The sequence below is a fragment of the Virgibacillus kekensis genome (assembly GCF_042654125.1).
Taxonomy (GTDB): Bacteria; Bacillota; Bacilli; order Bacillales; family Amphibacillaceae; genus Lentibacillus; species Lentibacillus kekensis.
Window position 1 is genome coordinate 210,540 of record NZ_JBHSFU010000004.1, and the last position, 17,428, is coordinate 227,967.

A 17,428-nucleotide genomic window follows, 5' to 3' on the forward strand; every position below is an offset into this window, starting at 1 on the left:
TTTCCACCTTTGGCAAAATGTTTATATCGTTAGCATGGATTGTGTAGTAAAAAATATCCATCACAAGCAAAAAACACGCCGAAACAGTATGCTTCAGGCGTGCAGATATTCTAACCGTCTATTACCACATTATACTCGCGCAACCAGTAGTCGATCTGGCATAAATGCGCAATAAGTTGCGGGCCTTTCATAAGCTGACCATACCAGGGTTCGTTAAATTCTTTTCCCTTACTTTGTACGATCGCCCGGACTTTCTCTCGGTCCATAAACTTAAACAGCGGTGAATCGGGGTCAGCAAGAACTTCATTCATCCAATTGACCACCTGTCTTGTATATTCCGGCTGAAATGTTTTTGGATACGGACTTTTTTTCCGATATAAGATTTCATCAGGTAATATTCCTTCTAGCGCCGCTCGCAAAATTCCCTTTTCCCTGCCATTAAGTACTTTCATATCCCAAGGAATATTCCATACATATTCGACCAGCTTATGGTCGGCGAACGGGACACGCACCTCCAGGCTTGCTCCCATACTCATCCGGTCTTTCCGGTCAAGCAATTGCGCCATAAACCAGTGCATGTTCAAATAAAACAACTCCCTACGACGTGCATCCTGCTCATTTTCCCCCTCGAGCCTAGGTGTTTCGGCAATTGTCTCGTTGTAACGTTGTTGCACATAGTCATGCAGCATGAGTTTCTTTTGCCACTCTGGCGTGAGCAAATTGACCCTGGCGTCTAGTGACCGCATCCACGGAAAGCCATTTGATGAAGCATCCGGATCGTGAAACCATGGATATCCTCCAAATATTTCATCAGCACATTCACCGGATAGGCTCACTGTCGTATGCTGTTTGATTTTTCCCGAAAACCATAGAAGGGACGAATCAATATCTGCCATTCCAGGCTGGTCGCGAAGTCTTACTGATTCCTTCAGCAGATCAGCAAGCTCGAAACCACTTATAATCGCATCGTGGTGGTCCGTGGAAAATTCTTTAACCATCTTTTTAATCCATGGGCGATCACTTGAAGGTAGAAATTTAGAGGCTTCAAAATATTTATCATTTCCCTCGTAATCAACCGAAAAAGTGGCAAGTTGACCACTTCTATTCTCTTTAAAATAATTTGCGGCAATTGCCGTAATTGCACTGGAATCGAGTCCACCTGAAAGGAATGTGGAAACCGGGACATCCGCTACAAGCTGGCGTTCCACCGCATCAATAAAGAGTTCACGTACCCTCTTGGCTGTTTCCTCTACCGTTCCGGAATGCTGCTCACTTTTCACATTCCAATAGCGCCATACTTTAAGACCGTTTCTCGTAAAAGTAAGTGAATGACCAGCCCGAAGTTCCTTTATTCCCTTGAATATCCCGTGTCCGGGTGTTCTCGACGGACCGAGTCCGAATATTTCCGCCAACCCATCGCGTTCGACGGCTGCAGGAATATCCGGATGAGCCAGGATTGCTTTCAACTCGGAACCAAAAATAAACCGGCCGTCATTCGCATGGAAAAATAACGGCTTAACCCCCAGCCTGTCACGACTCATAAACAGCTGTTCATTCGCTTCATCCCATATTCCAAACGCATAAATACCGTTCAAATACTCAACGCAATTCTCCTGCCATTCCATGTAGGAAGTCAACAAAACCTCGGTGTCGGACGTGGTCTGAAATTCGTACCCGCGCCGATATAATTCTTTTCGTAAATCATCGGTGTTATAAAGTTCACCATTATATACAATGGTATACATATTACCGTCCTTTTCCCGCTGCATCGGCTGTACTCCACCCTCAAGGTCAACAACAGCCAATCGCTTATGACCAAATCCGACTTGTCTCTCAATCCATAACTGTGTATCGTCAGGCCCTCTATGTTCAAGTGTTTCCGTCATACTGGCTAATATCGGGCGTTCTTCCCAGACTTTTTTATGCCAGTTAACCATTCCAGTAATCCCGCACACATGTGTTCATCCTCTCTCCAAACTATATGCCATCTTATGCAAAATCTGCTGTACAATGTACAAATATATGAAGGCGTATAGTTAAAAAGAACAGGAAACGACTTCGGACTCCATATTCTATTGATAGCAACTAACTATGGGAGGAGTCAGTTAATCGTTATTAATTGTTTTCCATGTTCTGCACAATCCGTTCACAATCGAGCTGATTACCTCTTTATCCGTATCATATTTTATGTGTGAAATCGGGTTCCAGCTTGTCAACATTCCACCGGCATTAACACTTACATCTCTGGTCACCGCCCGATTATACGCCTCATTAATATTTTTCAAAGGATAGGAAAGTACATCATCTTTATCATAGAAATTAAGCCATTCCCCTTTTAGATCAGGATAATGCACAGGTAACTCCGGTGAGGGAACCATAATTGGTGAACCAAAATCTATATACCGCATCGACCAAAGCGCCATCGGACTTCCCATCGTATAGAATAATGTTAGTGTCTCGCACTGCTCGATTGGCGTCTTACTCGTTGCCAGACGCGTTTCTACACCTATTTTTTCCCGCCTATACTGCAGATCGAAAAAATAATTGCTCGCTACAATCGAACCAAGACTATGGCTGATCACGCAAAGTGGTGCACGCTCACCGGCCCGCTCCTTCAACTTTCGTATGGATTTCGCAAGCAAAGTATGAACCTGGTCATAATTCTGTCCGTCTTTATCGGTAGGCTGATATGCTACTGCATCAGCCAGAAATTCCACTGCGAATTTCCGGAGACGCTGAAAATGCAAATTATCACTCTGGAAATTCTCCCAAAGCTCCTCCTGTCCTCCGGCGAATATGGACGACCAAAAAACAGGTTCAAACACCAGCTCCGTCGGACTTGCTCCCGTTTTTTTCACAAAACTTTTTGTAATACGCTCCATCATTTCTTCAGCAAACTGACGCTCTGGTGTTCCTGCCCCGTGCAAAATCATCACCGCAATTTTTTGGGTCATCCTAACCCTCCTGCCTTATATCCTATAATATATTAATCTACTAAAATTCCTGTCAAAAAGACACTATTATTTATTATAATCCCAGAGCACTTTCCACTCCCCGTCCACTAGGGTTGTATAAACATCCTGCACAAGAGTGAAACGACCGTATTTCCCCTTGAAGACCTGGGAAACGGTAACTTTATAGACAAGATCAATAGGTTTCGCATCCTTCTCAAGTTTCCAGTTTTTAAGTTCCACTGCCTCGCTGAGTGAATAGCTGAAGGTAGTGATTCCGAAATGGTTCATAAAAACATGTGCACGGTCCTGAAGATAATGGCCCTTGCTAAATTTTTCCTTCATAAGCGGATGAAACATTTCCCATGAATCCGAGAAATCACCATCCTGTTCGAATCTATAAAATTGATTCACTGTTTCAACAGCATACTCTTCAGGCGTTTTATTTATCAGAAAATATACGGTCAGACCCCCAGCAATAATAGCTACACACACAAGTATGATTCTCAACATACCGCCCCCTGCCTATTTCAATTTTATTCGTGAAAAACGGAAATATTATAAGGGAAAGCGCGGTAATCGCACAGTCGGAAATCTTGAACTTTCATATTTTAAATGGAATAATACTTATAGAAAATCCGAGTGTTTTAATCGGAAATGCAGGAGGATTAAAATGAAGTTACCAGATTTAAAAACGATGGATGAACGGATAAACCTGATGAAAGAAACAGTTAAACCTTTTAAAGAGCGAGCACAGAACCACGACGAGAGCGGAACCTTCCCTTTCGAAAATTTTGAAGACCTGAAAGCGATTGGTTACCCCTCCCTTACGCTACCAAAAAAATATGGAGGACTTGGGATATCTCTGACAGAATTGCTTCACCACCAGGAGACCATTGCCCGGGCAGACGGTTCAACAGCACTTTCAATAGGCTGGCATATGGGTATAACGATGCAACTGGGAGAAAATCAACCTTGGGAAGAAAGTAAATTCAACGACTACGCAAAAGATGTGGTTGAAAATGGCGCACTGCTGAACAATGCAGCAACCGAACCCGCAACAGGAAGTCCAACTCGTGGCGGTAAACCGGAAACTGTCGCCAAAAAGACAGATGATGGCTGGGTCATTAACGGCCGTAAGACATTCACAACAATGGCACCGATACTTTCTTATTTTGTGGTAAGCGCCTCGATAGATGGGACAGATCAGGTCGGGAACTTCCTGGTTAAACGAGAGACAAACGGCCTCCGTGTCGAGGAAACATGGGATTCTATTGCAATGCGGGCAACCGGCAGCCATGACCTTGTTTTGGAAGATGCACATGTTGCCGATGATGATCTTGTTACCTATGTCACTCCAGGGAAAAAGAAACCGGCAGGATGGCTGCTTCATATTCCGGCATGCTATCACGGCATAGCCTGTGCAGCGCAAGAATATGCGGTCGAGTTTGCAACCAGCTATTCCCCGAACAGTATTAAAGGAACTATTTCCGAGTTACCGAACGTTAAACAAAAACTTGGTGAGATGGAACTTCTCCGTTTGCAGGGTTCTAGCTTTCTTTTCAGTATATCCGAGAAGTGGGATAACAGCAGTGAAGATGAGCGGCAGACGATGGGGGATGAACTTGGAGCTGTGAAGATGGCCGTCGTGAATCAGGCAAATGAAATAGTGGACCTGGCCATGCGGGTAACCGGTGCACGAAGTTTATCAGCCAAGAATCCGCTGCAGCGATACTACCGTGATGTTCGAGCTGGCATCCATAACCCGCCAATGGACGATATGACGATTATGAAGCTTGGCGACCGGGCAATCAGCCGTGGGCCGTTAAAGTAGCGGGTTAAATGGTTCAAAACTAAAAAGTTAAAGAATGCTTATTTTTATAGCAAAAAAACCAGGATTACTGCCATTACAGACAGTCTTCCTGGTTTTTTCAATCCCTCTTAATAATAAATCAACCTTACTGCCAACGTCATATAAAGGGCTATAGTTTAAACTTACGTACTAGACCATTTAGTTCTTCTGCTAATTTGGCAAGCTGTTCCGAACTTGCCGCCACTTCTTCCATTGAGCTGGTTGTCTGCTGAGATGAAGCTGATGTCTGTTCGATTCCTGCTGCCGATTCTTCCGAAATAGCAGCTATCTCCTGAATCGATCCATTCATTTGCTGACTTCCTGCAGCAATTTCGGACAGATTCTCGGATACTGTATTGATACTGCTAACCATATCTTTTAATGAAGAGCTGATTCCTGTAAAAGTTTCGCTCGTTTTCCTGATTTGGCCTGTACCCTGCTCAACCTCGTGGTATCCTTCTTGTAAAGACTCGGTGACAGCACCGGACTCATTCTGAATACTCGCCACAATCTCGGTAATATCCGCTACCGAATTGGCCACCTGCTCAGCAAGTTTTCTCACTTCATTCGCTACGACCGCAAATCCTTTGCCATGTTCGCCAGCATGCGCCGCTTCAATTGCCGCATTAAGTGCTAGCAGGTTGGTCTGACTCGCAATATCCTTAATCACGGAAACCAACTGGGAGATTTCCTGTGACTTGGAATCTAGTCCTTCAACTTTTTTCACGGCCTCTTTTACAATCCGGTCAATTTTCGTCATTTGTTCGGTTGAAGATTCCATGAGACGGCTGCCTTCTTCAGTCATGGACATTACTTCACCGGAACGCTGCTGTATCTTCTCCCCATTTTCATTTGCATGCATCACTTTAGCCGAAAATGCACCCATAGTCGAAGAAAGTTCACCGGCATGATTTGCCTGGGTCTCGGACCCGGAAGCAAGCTCCTGCATAGTAGTAGCAATCTGTTCGGAACCAGATCTGACTTCATTCGCTGATTGTGTCAGCTCCTCGCTCTGACCGGTTACTGTGTCAGAAACGTCAGCCACCTGCCGAATCACATTCCGCAGGTTATCCCGCATGATATTAACGGCTCCAGCCAGTTTAGCTATTTCATCGTTACCATTATAATCAATCGTTTCACCGGAAAGATTACCATCTGCTATTTCATTACTGACCTCCACAACCCGGTTCAGGTTTTGGGAAATACGACGACTCACAAAATAAACTAACAGACTGCCTATAATAATAGCAGCTATCATTGAAGCCAACTGAACAATGATAGTAAGTTGCTGACTTTGACCGGTCTCAGCAATCGCCTGCTCCCTGTCCTCGTTTACAATCGTGCGCAGGCTCTCCAATAACTCAACCGTCTCGGCCCTTAGAACGTTTGCCTGGTCCACAAAGTCTGCAGCCGAACGCTCGTCACCGTTTTCAATGGTATGAACAATCCGCTGTTCGAACAATTTGTCCATCTGTTGGTTGTTTTCGGTAATCTGAGTATATAACTCCTGCTGTTTACCACTTTCCACATTACCGGAAAGTTCCGCCTTCAATGTCTCAAAACGCTTACTCCGCGCTTGATATACCTCCACGAGCTTCGGATCCTGTGTCTGCAAGTATTCCACAATTCGAATACCTTTTGACCGTGTCAATGATCCCATTTCCGTGATATTTATCGCCCGGTTACCTTTTCGTGCAAGCTCGTCGACATTGCTGCCAATATTGGAAATTAAAAAAGCGGTTACACCTGTTGAGACAACAAAAAGTACTATTACCAATGCCAAAATAAGTCCGTACTTTTTGCCAATCGATGCGTCTCTATAATTGATTTTCTTTAATGGGCTGCCATTCCGCAACTTCCTTAACTTCTCTTTCATCTCGTATTCCCCTCTGCAAGTATCTCTGTTATGTATTACGGTTCTCTTTCCTATATCGGCATAATTTGTCACTTTTTGTAGCCTGAAACCGCAAATAAATGCAAAGGTAATTAGACGCAAAAATGACCACCCGTGAGGGGCAGCCACTTAAATTACATATCATCTGGATTCGAACCGCTCCGGTCATTAATATTCAGTCCGTTAATTCGCTCCATATCTTCTTCCGTTAACTTAAAATCAAAAATATCGGCGTTCTCCTTAATCCTCGCTTCCTTCGTCGACTTAGGAATAGTAATAACCTCGGTTTGAACGTCCCATCGTAAAATAATCTGGGCAGGTGATTTATCATGTTTAGCGGCAATCTCCACAATCACAGGTTCGTCAAGCAACCGCCCCCGCTTCAATGGTGACCATGCCTCAAGTTGAATACCTTCTTTTTCACAGAATGATTTCAATTCAGGTTGTGCTAAATGCGGATGATATTCCACCTGGTTGATTGCAGGTTTCACCTTACAATCCGGAAGAAGGTTTTTGAGATGCTGCGTATGAAAATTACTTACACCGATTGCCCGGACTCTACCATCCCCGTATAACTTTTCCATCGCCCGCCATGTATCTTTATACTTATCACGAACCGGCCAGTGAATCAGATACAGGTCAAGATAATCAAGTCCAAGCTTTTCCAGACTCCTGTCAAACGCCGCAAGTGTCTCCTCATATCCCTGTTCATCATTCCAAACTTTGGACGTAACAAAAATTTCCTCCCTTGGTACACCTGACTCGCTAATTCCCTGACCGACACCCCGCTCATTATCATAAAAAGATGCTGTATCTATACTGCGGTAACCATAGTTAAGGGCTGCTTTTACTGATGAAACCACGGTCTCTCCATCCTCGACCTTGTATACACCCAGTCCGAAACCAGGCATTTTTATGCCATTATTTAATTGAACCGTATCCTGCAAGTTTTTAATCACAATAATTACCTTCCTTTCTTAATCTTGATTGTCTCCTCAGATAACCAGCTATGTATTTTGATTAGCATTCAATCTGGCCCGGTAGAATACCCAGAAGGACACGAACAAGCTGATCGATACAGTGAAAAATGGAATCAATATTGGGAACACCGTCACACTGAAATACCAGGAAAATACGTTTATGGCCAATACAGCTATAAAAAGAAACGGGCTGCTGATTGTGATGGAAAATGTCCTTTTCAAAAGCGGCCTGTTTGGAATGTCATAATGTGCGTACATTGAGATGGAATTTAGTGTATAAACGAATAGTACCAGTCCAATGAAGACCAGAACTGTTCCCAATACAGGAAGGAGCATGTTTAGGAAGAAAAATGCTGCAATCCAGATAAACCAGTATAAAGTAAGCCAGAGACTAAAAAATATTTTCCGACTGTAATTCTCTTTTAAATATGACCAGTATGTTTGCTGGCCGCCGATATGCTCTTTCATCACTATCCATTCCCGTATTTTTATCACAACGGCAATCGTACTAGGCAGACACACCAACGGCATCCAAATCAGCATAAGGACAAAATGAATTGGCAGGATAGTCTCCATCGGAGTAAATAAAATATAAAAACCGATTATTAAAACCGGGAGATTCAGACTAACCCATTGTAAATTGAGCATTGCTAGGCGGCTAATCCACCCGGCAAGTCCTGATAAATTCCCAAAAAACCCTGAACGCTGCATTCTTTTACCTCCACAAGAAATCCAAAAATCCAATAATCTTATTTACATTACTTATGTGGTCGTTACATATTTGAAATCTAATTCAAATTGATTATACCAGTCTTCAAGGTCTTTTTCATTCAAGTAAGTCTTCCAGGTCTTTTTTAAACCCTACAGTAAATATTAAAAGCTAGTAGGGAAAATTTAATTGACTAGGAAACGCTATTTTGGCGCTGCGGAAATGGACATCACTTTTTTCGAGGTGGCTCAACGCGATCCCGAGGAAAACGGAATATGCTTCCGGAGCAAGCTACGGTGCAATGTCGCAGTTAACACGTTTGAGTCAAAAATAAAACAACAATCTTTTAGAAAGAAAAAGCAGTGCTATTTAACAAAGCACTACTTTTCATCTCCTATAACTCTAACACGTTTATTGTTCACTCGAATAGATAATACCATTTCGCTTTCTGGCTTCTTCCATGATAGATAAAACATCATGGCTTAGTTCTCGAAGGGCACTATACTTTTTATGATTCTTAGTATTTATTATTTCTGCTATTTGCTGAACTTCGTATACCATTTCATTCTCATTCTGGTATATTCCGAAATCCTCTCTGTGAGCCGAGTGTATATCTATAAAACTCAGCCTTGAAAGAGTCCCAGTGTCATCAATAGAAATAGTTCCTTTCTCACCATGGATTTCAGATGCCATATATGACGTAGTAATCTTGGAGCATATAATCGTACAGGTGAAATCTTTATAAGTCAAAACAAGCGTTCCACCACCATCAACCCCAGAGGATAATATCACGGGAAAATATGTGAAATACTCAGGCATTCCGAACAACGCCACCGCTGCAGACAGGGGATAGATCCCTAAATCCACAAGTGCTCCACCAGAATAATCCGGTGAAAATATATTAGGAATCTTCCCATCTAAATACTCATTATACCGGGAGGAATACCGAATACGGTGTAATACCGCACTCCGAACATTACCCACTTTCTCTAAATTTTTCTTTAAGCAATCGAAATTAGGCAAATGGATGTTTTTTATAGCTTCGAACAAATATACACCATTTTCCTCCGCCACCTTATAGGCATTTTCAAGCTCAGCTATATTTGAAAAGATAGGTTTTTCGCAAATTACGTTCTTTTGTTTTTTTAAAAACATTAATGCATGATCGTAATGTAACGAATTTGGTGATGCTATATAGACAGTATCAATTAAAGTACTATTCGCCATTTCCTCTAAATCAGTATAGAAATTCTCAGCACCCTGGCGGTTAGCGAACTGATTTGCTTTTTGCTCAGTGCGAGAGTATACAGCAAGGACCTTAAAAACGCCTGTTTCTTTAACTGCTTCAATAAACTGACTGGTAATCCAGCCAGTCCCAATTGTCCCTAATTTCATTCCGTATTTTCCTCTCTATGCACGTACTAATCTATTAACCTTTTCATTTCAGATGCTATTTGTTGAGGATTGCTAGCTTTTGTTATCGCACTACCTACTATAACCGTATCCGGCTTTTTCTGAATGATATCTGGTAAAGTGTCCAAATTAATTCCACCTGCGACGGTGACCTCGAATTCAAAACCCTTTACCAATGAAAATAACTCTGTATCAAAGTTCCCTTCCTGCTGCTTGTCTTTTCCAACATGAAGGCTAACTAAGTTAACACCGATGTTTTCCAGTTGTTGCATCCGATCCCTTGAAGAGACTTCCAGTAAATCAACCATTGCTTGCTTTCTATATTCTTCTGCTACCTTCATTGTGTCTTTAATTGTTAAGTCAGAAGAAAACGCCATTACTGTCACGATATCAGCGCCTGCTTCAAACGCCTGCTTTGCTTCATGGCCACCAGCATCACAGGTTTTCATGTCTGCAACAATAGTTTTGTTAGGGTAAATCTTTTTTATTTCTCTAACTATCGCCATTCCATATTCCTTTATTACGCCTGTTCCTACTTCTATTAAATCAATTTCCTGTTCCGTTTCTTTAACAATTCGTAAACATTCTTCTCTTGTTAACCGATCTAAAGCAAGCTGTAATTTCATGGGGCTCCCCTCCTTATCGTTCGATACGTTCTACTTCACCTAATCGTTGTTGTACATCCTCATAATATGGCAAACCTTCGTTATCCCCTTTGACACCTACCACCATGGACCCTATTGTATTGGCGAATTCGAGCGTTCTTTTCAGTGACCAATTATACAAGAATCCAAAAAGCACACCAGCGTTAAACCCATCTCCTGCGCCAACAGTATCTACAACTTTTGCAGGTTTAATTGGCGCTGCTTCAAACGTTTCCCCCTTATAGTAACCCACCGACCCTTTATCACCCTGTTTTACCGCAATGAAAGAAATCCCAAGGTCTTTTCCTCTTTCAATTATTTTTTCTGGATCTTTTTCACCGATAATGATATCCATTTCTTCATCCCCAGCCAGTAATATATCCACATGCGGGAGGATTTTTGAAAGTACTTCTTTTGCTTCTTCCTTACTCCACATACGTAACCGGATATTGGGATCAAAAGAGATTTTTAGACCATACTTTTTCGCCAGGGATATTGCACGTTCAAAGATTTCCATGTTTTTGGGATCGATCGCTGGAAAGATTCCTGTTAAATGCAATATTTTAGCATTTTGAAAATAAGATTCGTCTAAATCCTCGGGCGTCATCGTTAAGGTAGGAGATTTATCGCGATAATAAAACGTTCTTACACTGCCATCTTCCATAATCTCTTTGAAATTCAAGGAAGTAGGGAATCCATCCACGAGGTCAACATGAGATATATCGATTCCTTCTCCACGAGTAAAAGTTTGAATATACTTGCCAAATTCATCGTTACCCAGCTTACTAATCCAACCCGCGTTAAGTCCGAGCCTGGAACAGCCAATAGCCAGGTTTAACTCTGCCCCACCAACCTTTTTCTCAAATTGATTAACGAATTTCATAGGTCCCGTGGCGCCAGGGCTAAAGGCTATCATTGCTTCACCAATTGTAATTACATCATTCACTGTAGTTCCTCCTGTGCAAAAGACTTGTTGATTCAAGGTCAGCTTCCATATCCGAATGTGACCTATGAAGAACGTCAACCCTGCTATTTCGGCCGATGATAACTTTATCAGTTATGCTGACAAATAATCCTGTTTCCACTACCCCTGTAAGCAGTTTTAATTTATAGTGTAACTGTTGTGGATCTGTTATTTGCCCGAAGTCACAATCCAGAATAAAGTTCCCATTGTCGGATACAAATATCTCATCATTCTTTTTCCGTAAAGTCGGAATTCCACCCAACTTTTTAATCTGGATTTCAGTTAGTTTCCAGCCAAAAGGCACAATTTCTATAGGAAGTGAGAATGCCCCTAAATGAGATACTTTTTTTAATCCATCAATTATAATAATTAGCTTATCGGAGGCTTCATCAACAATTTTCTCTCTAACCAAAGAACCTCCCCCGCCTTTCAGGAGATGCAGGTCATTGTCAACTTCATCTGCTCCATCAATCGCTAAATCAATTCTCTCTATATTTACTGATTCTATTAAGGGTATACCTAACTCCCTGGCTAACCGTTCAGTTTTTATAGAAGTAGGTATCCCTTTTACTTTCAAACCTTCTTTAACACGCTCTCCAAGTTTTTTTAACATAAAATTCACGGTTGAACCTGAACCCAGGCCAACAATCATACCGTCTTCAATATAATTGACTGCCTCTTCACCGGCCATTTTTTTGTTAGTATCAGAACCGCTTAACATAAGTTCGCCTCCAGTTTAAAACCCTATAACGTTAAAACAATGATGGGTTAATCATTTTAGGAACATAAAATGCAATATCCGGGAAGAAGGCAATAAATAGTAAAACTACTATGATAATCGCAATATACGGTACTACCGCTTTAAATGACCTTTCAATAGATAAGTCTCCTATTTTCGCTGCGAGCAGTAAACACAATCCATACGGCGGAGTTACCAGTCCTACAGCTAACGTTAAAACAACAATTAACCCAAGATGAACTGGATCAATTCCAAATTGCAATGCTGTTGGCAAGATAACCGGCACGAATAGAATCATAGCTGGTATTGCGTCCATGAAGGTTCCAATAAATAAGAAGAAACCAACAATAATAATAATAAACAACCATTCTGTTCCAACGTTATTTGTAAAGAATTGCTGAGCTAACGTTCCAAGTTGGTAATAACTCATTAATTCACCCAATGCACTCGCAGTAGCTAATGCGAACAGCGACAGGGAACTTAATGATAACGTATCAATTAAAATTTTAGGTAGATCTTTCAGTTTTAACGTTTTGTAGAAAAACATACTGATCAACAGGGTATATAGTGATGCGATTGCTGCGGCCTCCGTAGCAGTGAAAAAGCCACTGACAATACCGCCAATAATAATTACGATTGTAAATAAAGCTGGAATAGTTTCCATCAGCAGCTTAAGAAACTTCGAAAATTCGACCCTCGCTTGCTTGGGATAATTCCGCTTAACCGCCAGTATATACACAAATATCATCATAGCTAGTCCTATTAATACACCTGGTACTATTCCTCCAAGAAAAAGTGCACCAACTGAAGCATTCGTCAATCCTGCGAAAATTATCATTGGGATACTAGGCGGGATAACCACACCGACAGTTGAGGATGCAGCTGTAACACCCACTGCTGTTTCCTTGTCATATCCTTTTCTAATCATACTCGGAATAAGAATTTTCCCTACGCCAGCTGTGTCTGCCTGGGATGCTCCAGATACACCCGCAAACATCATAGACACCAGTATATTAGCGTGTGCCAGTCCTCCTCGGATTGGACCTACTATTGCCAACGCAAGGTCGATGAGTTTAACCGAAATCTTACCGGAATTCATTAAGTTGGCAGCTAAAATAAATAACGGGACTGCCAAAAGAACAAACGAATCCAGTCCATTCAACATTTTCATCGGAACGGTCATTTCAGGGATATACGGTATATTCATAATCCCAAGTAACGCTACGATCCCTATTACAAACGCTATAGGAATTCCAATGAACATTAAAACAATAAATAACCCTACTAATAGGAATCCCATTATTCACTTACCTCCCCGACCTTTAGTGACTTTACATGTTTCATCAAGTGGGAGATCGAGTAAAGAATCATAGTACCAGCCATAATAGGGATTGAAATCCAAACATACCCCATTTTCAATTGAGGTAATGCTACCCAATTATATGACCAGAAACCTTCTACGACCTCTAATCCATAGATAAATAGAGCAATATTAAATACAATCAATACCAGATCATTAAAAATATTTAATATCAGTAGTGTTTTCCCTTTTAATTTTCGCTGTAAATAATCAAAAGTAAAGTGTTCTCGACGGTTAACCATAACAGCTGCCCCCATAAACACTGCCCATATAAATGAATAGGTAGCTAGTTCTGTTGTCCAAATAACCGAAATCCCAAGATGCCTAGTAGTGATTTGAATTACGATAACTATGAAAAATAATGAGAGGAAGAGTATACCCAATGTTAGTTGTATTTTTTCAAGCATTTTTATAAAGCGATTCATGTCTATCCTCCTATAGAAGGCCAAAGGAAAGGACACATAAAGTGTCCATTCCTCCAGTCATTATCTTTATTTCATTTCTCTTATTTTCTCAAGCAGGTCTGTAACACCCATCTCTTTTGCAGCTTTATCCTGAAGAGGCTTAGCCAGTTCAATGAAAGGCTGTCTATCAATTTCGTTTACTTTCGCACCGTCGTCTATAGCTTTTTGCTTGTATTCTTCTTCTTGCTTATACAAAGATTCTCTTTCAGCTTTAACGGATGCTTCTGCAGCTTTCAAAATGATTTCCTGCTGTTCTTTCGTATAAGAATCAAATTTGTTTCCATTTACCAGTAGGAACCTGGTTGTATAGTCATGACCTGTTTCTGTAATATACTTACCATTGTCAGTAGTGTGATGATTTTGTTGTACAAAATATGGGTAAGCGTTTTCTGCTGAGTCAACAACGTCTTGCTGTAATGCCTGATATAATTCTCCCCATGCTACCGATGTAGGGATTGCACCTGTTTGTTTCCAATAGTTAGCAACGACACCGGAAGTTTGAGTTCTCATTGTTAGACCTTCCAGATCTTCCATTGACTGAAGTGGCTTCTTACCATAGTAGTGTCTAACACCAGCTGTCCAATACCCAAGCAGCTTAAAGTCATTATTGGATTTTTCGTTAATAATATTTGCCATTTTATCACCGACTTCACCGTCAACTACTTTCTCCCAATGCTCATAGCTATCAAATAAATATGGAAGAGCTAAAAGATTTACTTCTTTTATACCTGTTTGTGTCATGAAACCAGGTGAGACAAGTACTACATCAGCGCCACCGGTTTTAAGTTTTTCCACAAGTTCTGATTCTTCTGTTCCAATTGTTCCTGCATGAACCTCTACCTTAATATTGCCATCTGATTCTGCCTCTGCTACCTCTTTAAACTTTAGTAATCCGTCCTGATATGGATTCTCAGGTGAGGTTTGGTTATGTGCAGCAACAATTTTAATGGATCCGTCGCCAGAGCTTCCTTCACTTTTATCTCCACACCCTGCAATAATTGTAATTACAGCTAAGAACAATATAAATGCGAACTTTTTCATTGTTAAATCTCCCTCTCTTATTTGAACTAATTCATTATTTAACTTCTTTTATCTTGTCTACAAACCGGCTTGCCTCACTTGATAATCGCTTATAATCATCCTCCGTTTGCAAACGTGAAACATTAACTAAACTTCCCCCAATACCTACTGCATTACTGCCTTTTGACACATACTCATTCATGTTATCCAGTGTAATTCCACCCGTCACCATAATCGGGATATGCGGAAGGGGGCCATGGATATTTTTGATATAATCGGGACCAAACGCGTCCGCTGGAAATACTTTAACCATATCAGCACCATGTTCATATGCGGTTAAAATCTCTGTAGGTGTTAGAGCTCCTGATATATTGGTAATCCCATATCTGTTTGTTATTTTGATCGTATCTGGATTCAACGTTGGAGAAACTATAAATTCAGCACCTGCCATAATAACTGCTCTAGCAGTCTCAGCATCTAAGACAGTTCCGGCTCCAATTGCTACTTTTCCATTGAACTCCTTAACTGCCATTTCAATTAATTTAGTTACATGCCGTGTCTCTGCAGTTATCTCGACAGCTTTAACACCCCCTTTATATAACGCATCAATAATAGAAATAATATTAGTCTCATCGGCCTTTCGTATTACAGCTACAATCATATGTTTCTTAATAGATTGAACAATATCCATCAAATCACCTCTATTCTAAGTTGGCATGTACTTCATTTAATTTTGAAGCGCTTTCTTCATTAGTATGCTTTTGCAGCAGATAAACTGCTACAGCATCTAACAGCAGATGCGCGGATTGGTCAAATTGGCTTCCTAATGGTTGAATCGTGTCAGGTTCGCTTGATAGTCTCTTTTTCGTCGCTGCCGGAATTTCTACTATACATTCGCTTAGCTCGCCTATCGGAGAATTTCTATTGGTAGTCACCAATGCTACTTTAAAACCAACTTTTTTGGATTTTGCGGCATAGTGTTTTAAAGAATCAGTAGTCCCAGAACCTGAAATCACTAGTAAGAGATCATCTTCTTTTATGCTGGGTGTAATCGTTTCACCAACCACATAAATGTGATAGCCACTATGCATTAGTCGCATTGCAAAAACTCTACCAATTAACCCGGAACGTCCGGTACCTGCTACAAAAATTCGATTGGCACTCTGGAGCTCGTCCGCTAGATTTGTAGATTCTTCCGGGTCGACCCGCTCCAGTACGCCCGATACTTCGTTTGCAATAGTGTGTGTGATTTTTTTCATTAAACTGTACACCTCTCGTCTAATTAATGCTTATTTTGTAAAATAACTGCCTTTAGCATGAGGAACGTTTTTTTAATTGAGGGTCAAACCGGAAAGTATTAACCTCAACCTCAGAACCTTTGCTTGCTATTCTATTAAGCAGCAACTCTGCAGCTTTCTTTCCCATATCGAAAGCAGGCTGAGCTATCGTCGTAAGCTCCGGGCTGTAAAATCCGGCAAATGAAACATCATCAATTCCTATTACTGCTATGTCCTCGGGTATTTTTAAACTATGCTCTTTTGCATATTTGAGAATTTCAAATAAAACCCGGTCATTCAGTGCCAGAATTGCCTTTGGGGGCTCTGGTAAATTAAGCATTTTCTCGAGTTCCCGCTGAATATCCGCAATTTTAGCGCTTACAATATATTCAGGTTTTACTGGCAAACCATGTTCTTCGAGGGCTTTTTTAAAACCGCTGACCCTTTCAACCCTTGGCGTGATACCTTTCTCTAATGAGGGGGTAATAATACCAATCTTGTCATATCCCGTCTTCACAAACTCATCGACAGCTATTTTTGCAGCCTTTTCGTTGTCCAGTAAAACAGTGTTAACTGATATTTCCTGTACTTTTCTATCGAGAAAGACAAGAGGATAGCTCTCACTTATCAGTTTTTTATAAAGATCGACATTACCTCCAGTTGGAAAAGCAATAATCCCATCCACCTGCTTAGCACGAAGCATCTCTATGTACCGCTTTTCTTTGGCAGGATCGTCGTCTGCATTACAAACAATTACATGATAATTTGAGTCATTGCAAAAATCTTCGATAGCACGGATCACTTGTGTAGAAAAGACGTGTAAAATATTTGCAACGATTACCCCAATTGTCTTGGTGGATTTTTGTTTTAAACTTCTAGCAACTATGTTGGGGCTATAACCCAATTCCTCAATTGCCGCTTCAATTCGTTTCTTTGTGTCATCCCTCATGTAATCGTATCGCTTATTCAGAAACTGAGATACAGTACTTTTGGAGGTCTGTGCATGCCGTGCGACATCTGAAATAGTAACAGTTTTCATTTCCTTTTCTCCTAAATAAAAAATAACTTGAAGTTACTAAACCGATTTACTAAACCGATTTAGTAAGAGTGTATAATAAATGAAAGCGGTTTACAAGAGGTAGATTAATATTTTTTTAGAAT

Annotated in this window: 17 protein-coding genes; 1 reads left to right on the forward strand and 16 read right to left on the reverse strand. The window is 41.0% G+C overall.

What is annotated here, in order from left to right:
- Positions 1-110: 110 nt before the first annotated feature.
- From asnB to ACFO3D_RS05445, 3 genes are all read right to left on the reverse strand, one after another.
- Positions 111-1,955, reverse strand: coding sequence for an asparagine synthase (glutamine-hydrolyzing) (gene asnB, locus ACFO3D_RS05435; protein ID WP_390293632.1), 1,845 nt, complete (start codon positions 1,953-1,955; stop codon positions 111-113).
- Between the two features lie 150 nt (positions 1,956-2,105).
- Entirely contained in the window at positions 2,106-2,954 is an 849-nt protein-coding gene (locus ACFO3D_RS05440) for a chemotaxis protein (protein ID WP_390293633.1), read from the reverse strand.
- A gap of 66 nt (positions 2,955-3,020) precedes the next feature.
- Complete coding sequence (locus ACFO3D_RS05445; RefSeq protein ID WP_390293634.1) at positions 3,021-3,464, reverse strand: hypothetical protein; 444 nt, start codon at positions 3,462-3,464, stop codon at positions 3,021-3,023.
- Between the two features lie 160 nt (positions 3,465-3,624).
- Here ACFO3D_RS05445 and ACFO3D_RS05450 point away from each other — a divergent pair, with 160 nt between their 5' ends.
- Positions 3,625-4,785: an acyl-CoA dehydrogenase family protein gene (locus tag ACFO3D_RS05450; RefSeq protein WP_390293635.1), complete on the forward strand. Its 1,161-nt coding sequence runs from the start codon at positions 3,625-3,627 to the stop codon at positions 4,783-4,785.
- A gap of 148 nt (positions 4,786-4,933) precedes the next feature.
- Here the strand turns inward: ACFO3D_RS05450 and ACFO3D_RS05455 are convergent, their stop codons facing one another.
- From ACFO3D_RS05455 to ACFO3D_RS05515, 13 genes are all read right to left on the reverse strand, one after another.
- Positions 4,934-6,679 carry a methyl-accepting chemotaxis protein gene (locus ACFO3D_RS05455; protein ID WP_390293636.1) on the reverse strand — a complete coding sequence of 582 codons (1,746 nt, stop codon included), beginning with the start codon at positions 6,677-6,679 and terminating at the stop codon, positions 4,934-4,936.
- A 152-nt stretch (positions 6,680-6,831) separates the two neighbouring features.
- Positions 6,832-7,656 carry an aldo/keto reductase gene (locus tag ACFO3D_RS05460; RefSeq protein ID WP_390293638.1) on the reverse strand — a complete coding sequence of 275 codons (825 nt, stop codon included), beginning with the start codon at positions 7,654-7,656 and terminating at the stop codon, positions 6,832-6,834.
- Positions 7,657-7,704: 48 nt separating this feature from the next.
- Entirely contained in the window at positions 7,705-8,388 is a 684-nt protein-coding gene (locus ACFO3D_RS05465; RefSeq protein ID WP_390293639.1) for a YesL family protein, read from the reverse strand.
- Between the two features lie 409 nt (positions 8,389-8,797).
- A complete protein-coding gene (locus ACFO3D_RS05470; protein WP_390293640.1) occupies positions 8,798-9,781 on the reverse strand; it encodes a Gfo/Idh/MocA family protein in 984 nt (327 codons plus the stop codon).
- Between the two features lie 26 nt (positions 9,782-9,807).
- On the reverse strand, positions 9,808-10,425 hold the full coding sequence (gene hxlA / locus ACFO3D_RS05475) for a 3-hexulose-6-phosphate synthase (protein WP_390293641.1): 618 nt from the start codon (positions 10,423-10,425) through the stop codon (positions 9,808-9,810).
- A 13-nt stretch (positions 10,426-10,438) separates the two neighbouring features.
- Complete coding sequence (locus ACFO3D_RS05480) at positions 10,439-11,389, reverse strand: sugar kinase (RefSeq protein WP_390293642.1); 951 nt, start codon at positions 11,387-11,389, stop codon at positions 10,439-10,441.
- Positions 11,382-12,128 carry a ribose-5-phosphate isomerase RpiA gene (rpiA, locus tag ACFO3D_RS05485; RefSeq protein WP_390293643.1) on the reverse strand — a complete coding sequence of 249 codons (747 nt, stop codon included), beginning with the start codon at positions 12,126-12,128 and terminating at the stop codon, positions 11,382-11,384. The genes ACFO3D_RS05480 and rpiA overlap by 8 nt, the downstream gene beginning before the upstream one ends.
- Positions 12,129-12,159: 31 nt before the next feature.
- Positions 12,160-13,446 carry a TRAP transporter large permease gene (locus tag ACFO3D_RS05490; protein ID WP_390293644.1) on the reverse strand — a complete coding sequence of 429 codons (1,287 nt, stop codon included), beginning with the start codon at positions 13,444-13,446 and terminating at the stop codon, positions 12,160-12,162.
- Positions 13,446-13,931 (reverse strand): TRAP transporter small permease, encoded by a 486-nt coding sequence (locus tag ACFO3D_RS05495; RefSeq protein WP_390293645.1) that lies wholly within the window; start codon positions 13,929-13,931, stop codon positions 13,446-13,448. The genes ACFO3D_RS05490 and ACFO3D_RS05495 overlap by 1 nt, the downstream gene beginning before the upstream one ends.
- Positions 13,932-13,997: 66 nt before the next feature.
- Positions 13,998-15,011 carry a TRAP transporter substrate-binding protein gene (locus ACFO3D_RS05500; RefSeq protein WP_390293647.1) on the reverse strand — a complete coding sequence of 338 codons (1,014 nt, stop codon included), beginning with the start codon at positions 15,009-15,011 and terminating at the stop codon, positions 13,998-14,000.
- Positions 15,012-15,045: 34 nt separating this feature from the next.
- A complete protein-coding gene (locus ACFO3D_RS05505; protein WP_390293648.1) occupies positions 15,046-15,681 on the reverse strand; it encodes a bifunctional 4-hydroxy-2-oxoglutarate aldolase/2-dehydro-3-deoxy-phosphogluconate aldolase in 636 nt (211 codons plus the stop codon).
- 10 nt (positions 15,682-15,691) lie between these two features.
- Complete coding sequence (gene hxlB / locus ACFO3D_RS05510; RefSeq protein WP_390293649.1) at positions 15,692-16,249, reverse strand: 6-phospho-3-hexuloisomerase; 558 nt, start codon at positions 16,247-16,249, stop codon at positions 15,692-15,694.
- A gap of 52 nt (positions 16,250-16,301) precedes the next feature.
- On the reverse strand, positions 16,302-17,306 hold the full coding sequence (locus tag ACFO3D_RS05515; protein WP_390293651.1) for a LacI family DNA-binding transcriptional regulator: 1,005 nt from the start codon (positions 17,304-17,306) through the stop codon (positions 16,302-16,304).
- Positions 17,307-17,428 lie beyond the last annotated feature (122 nt).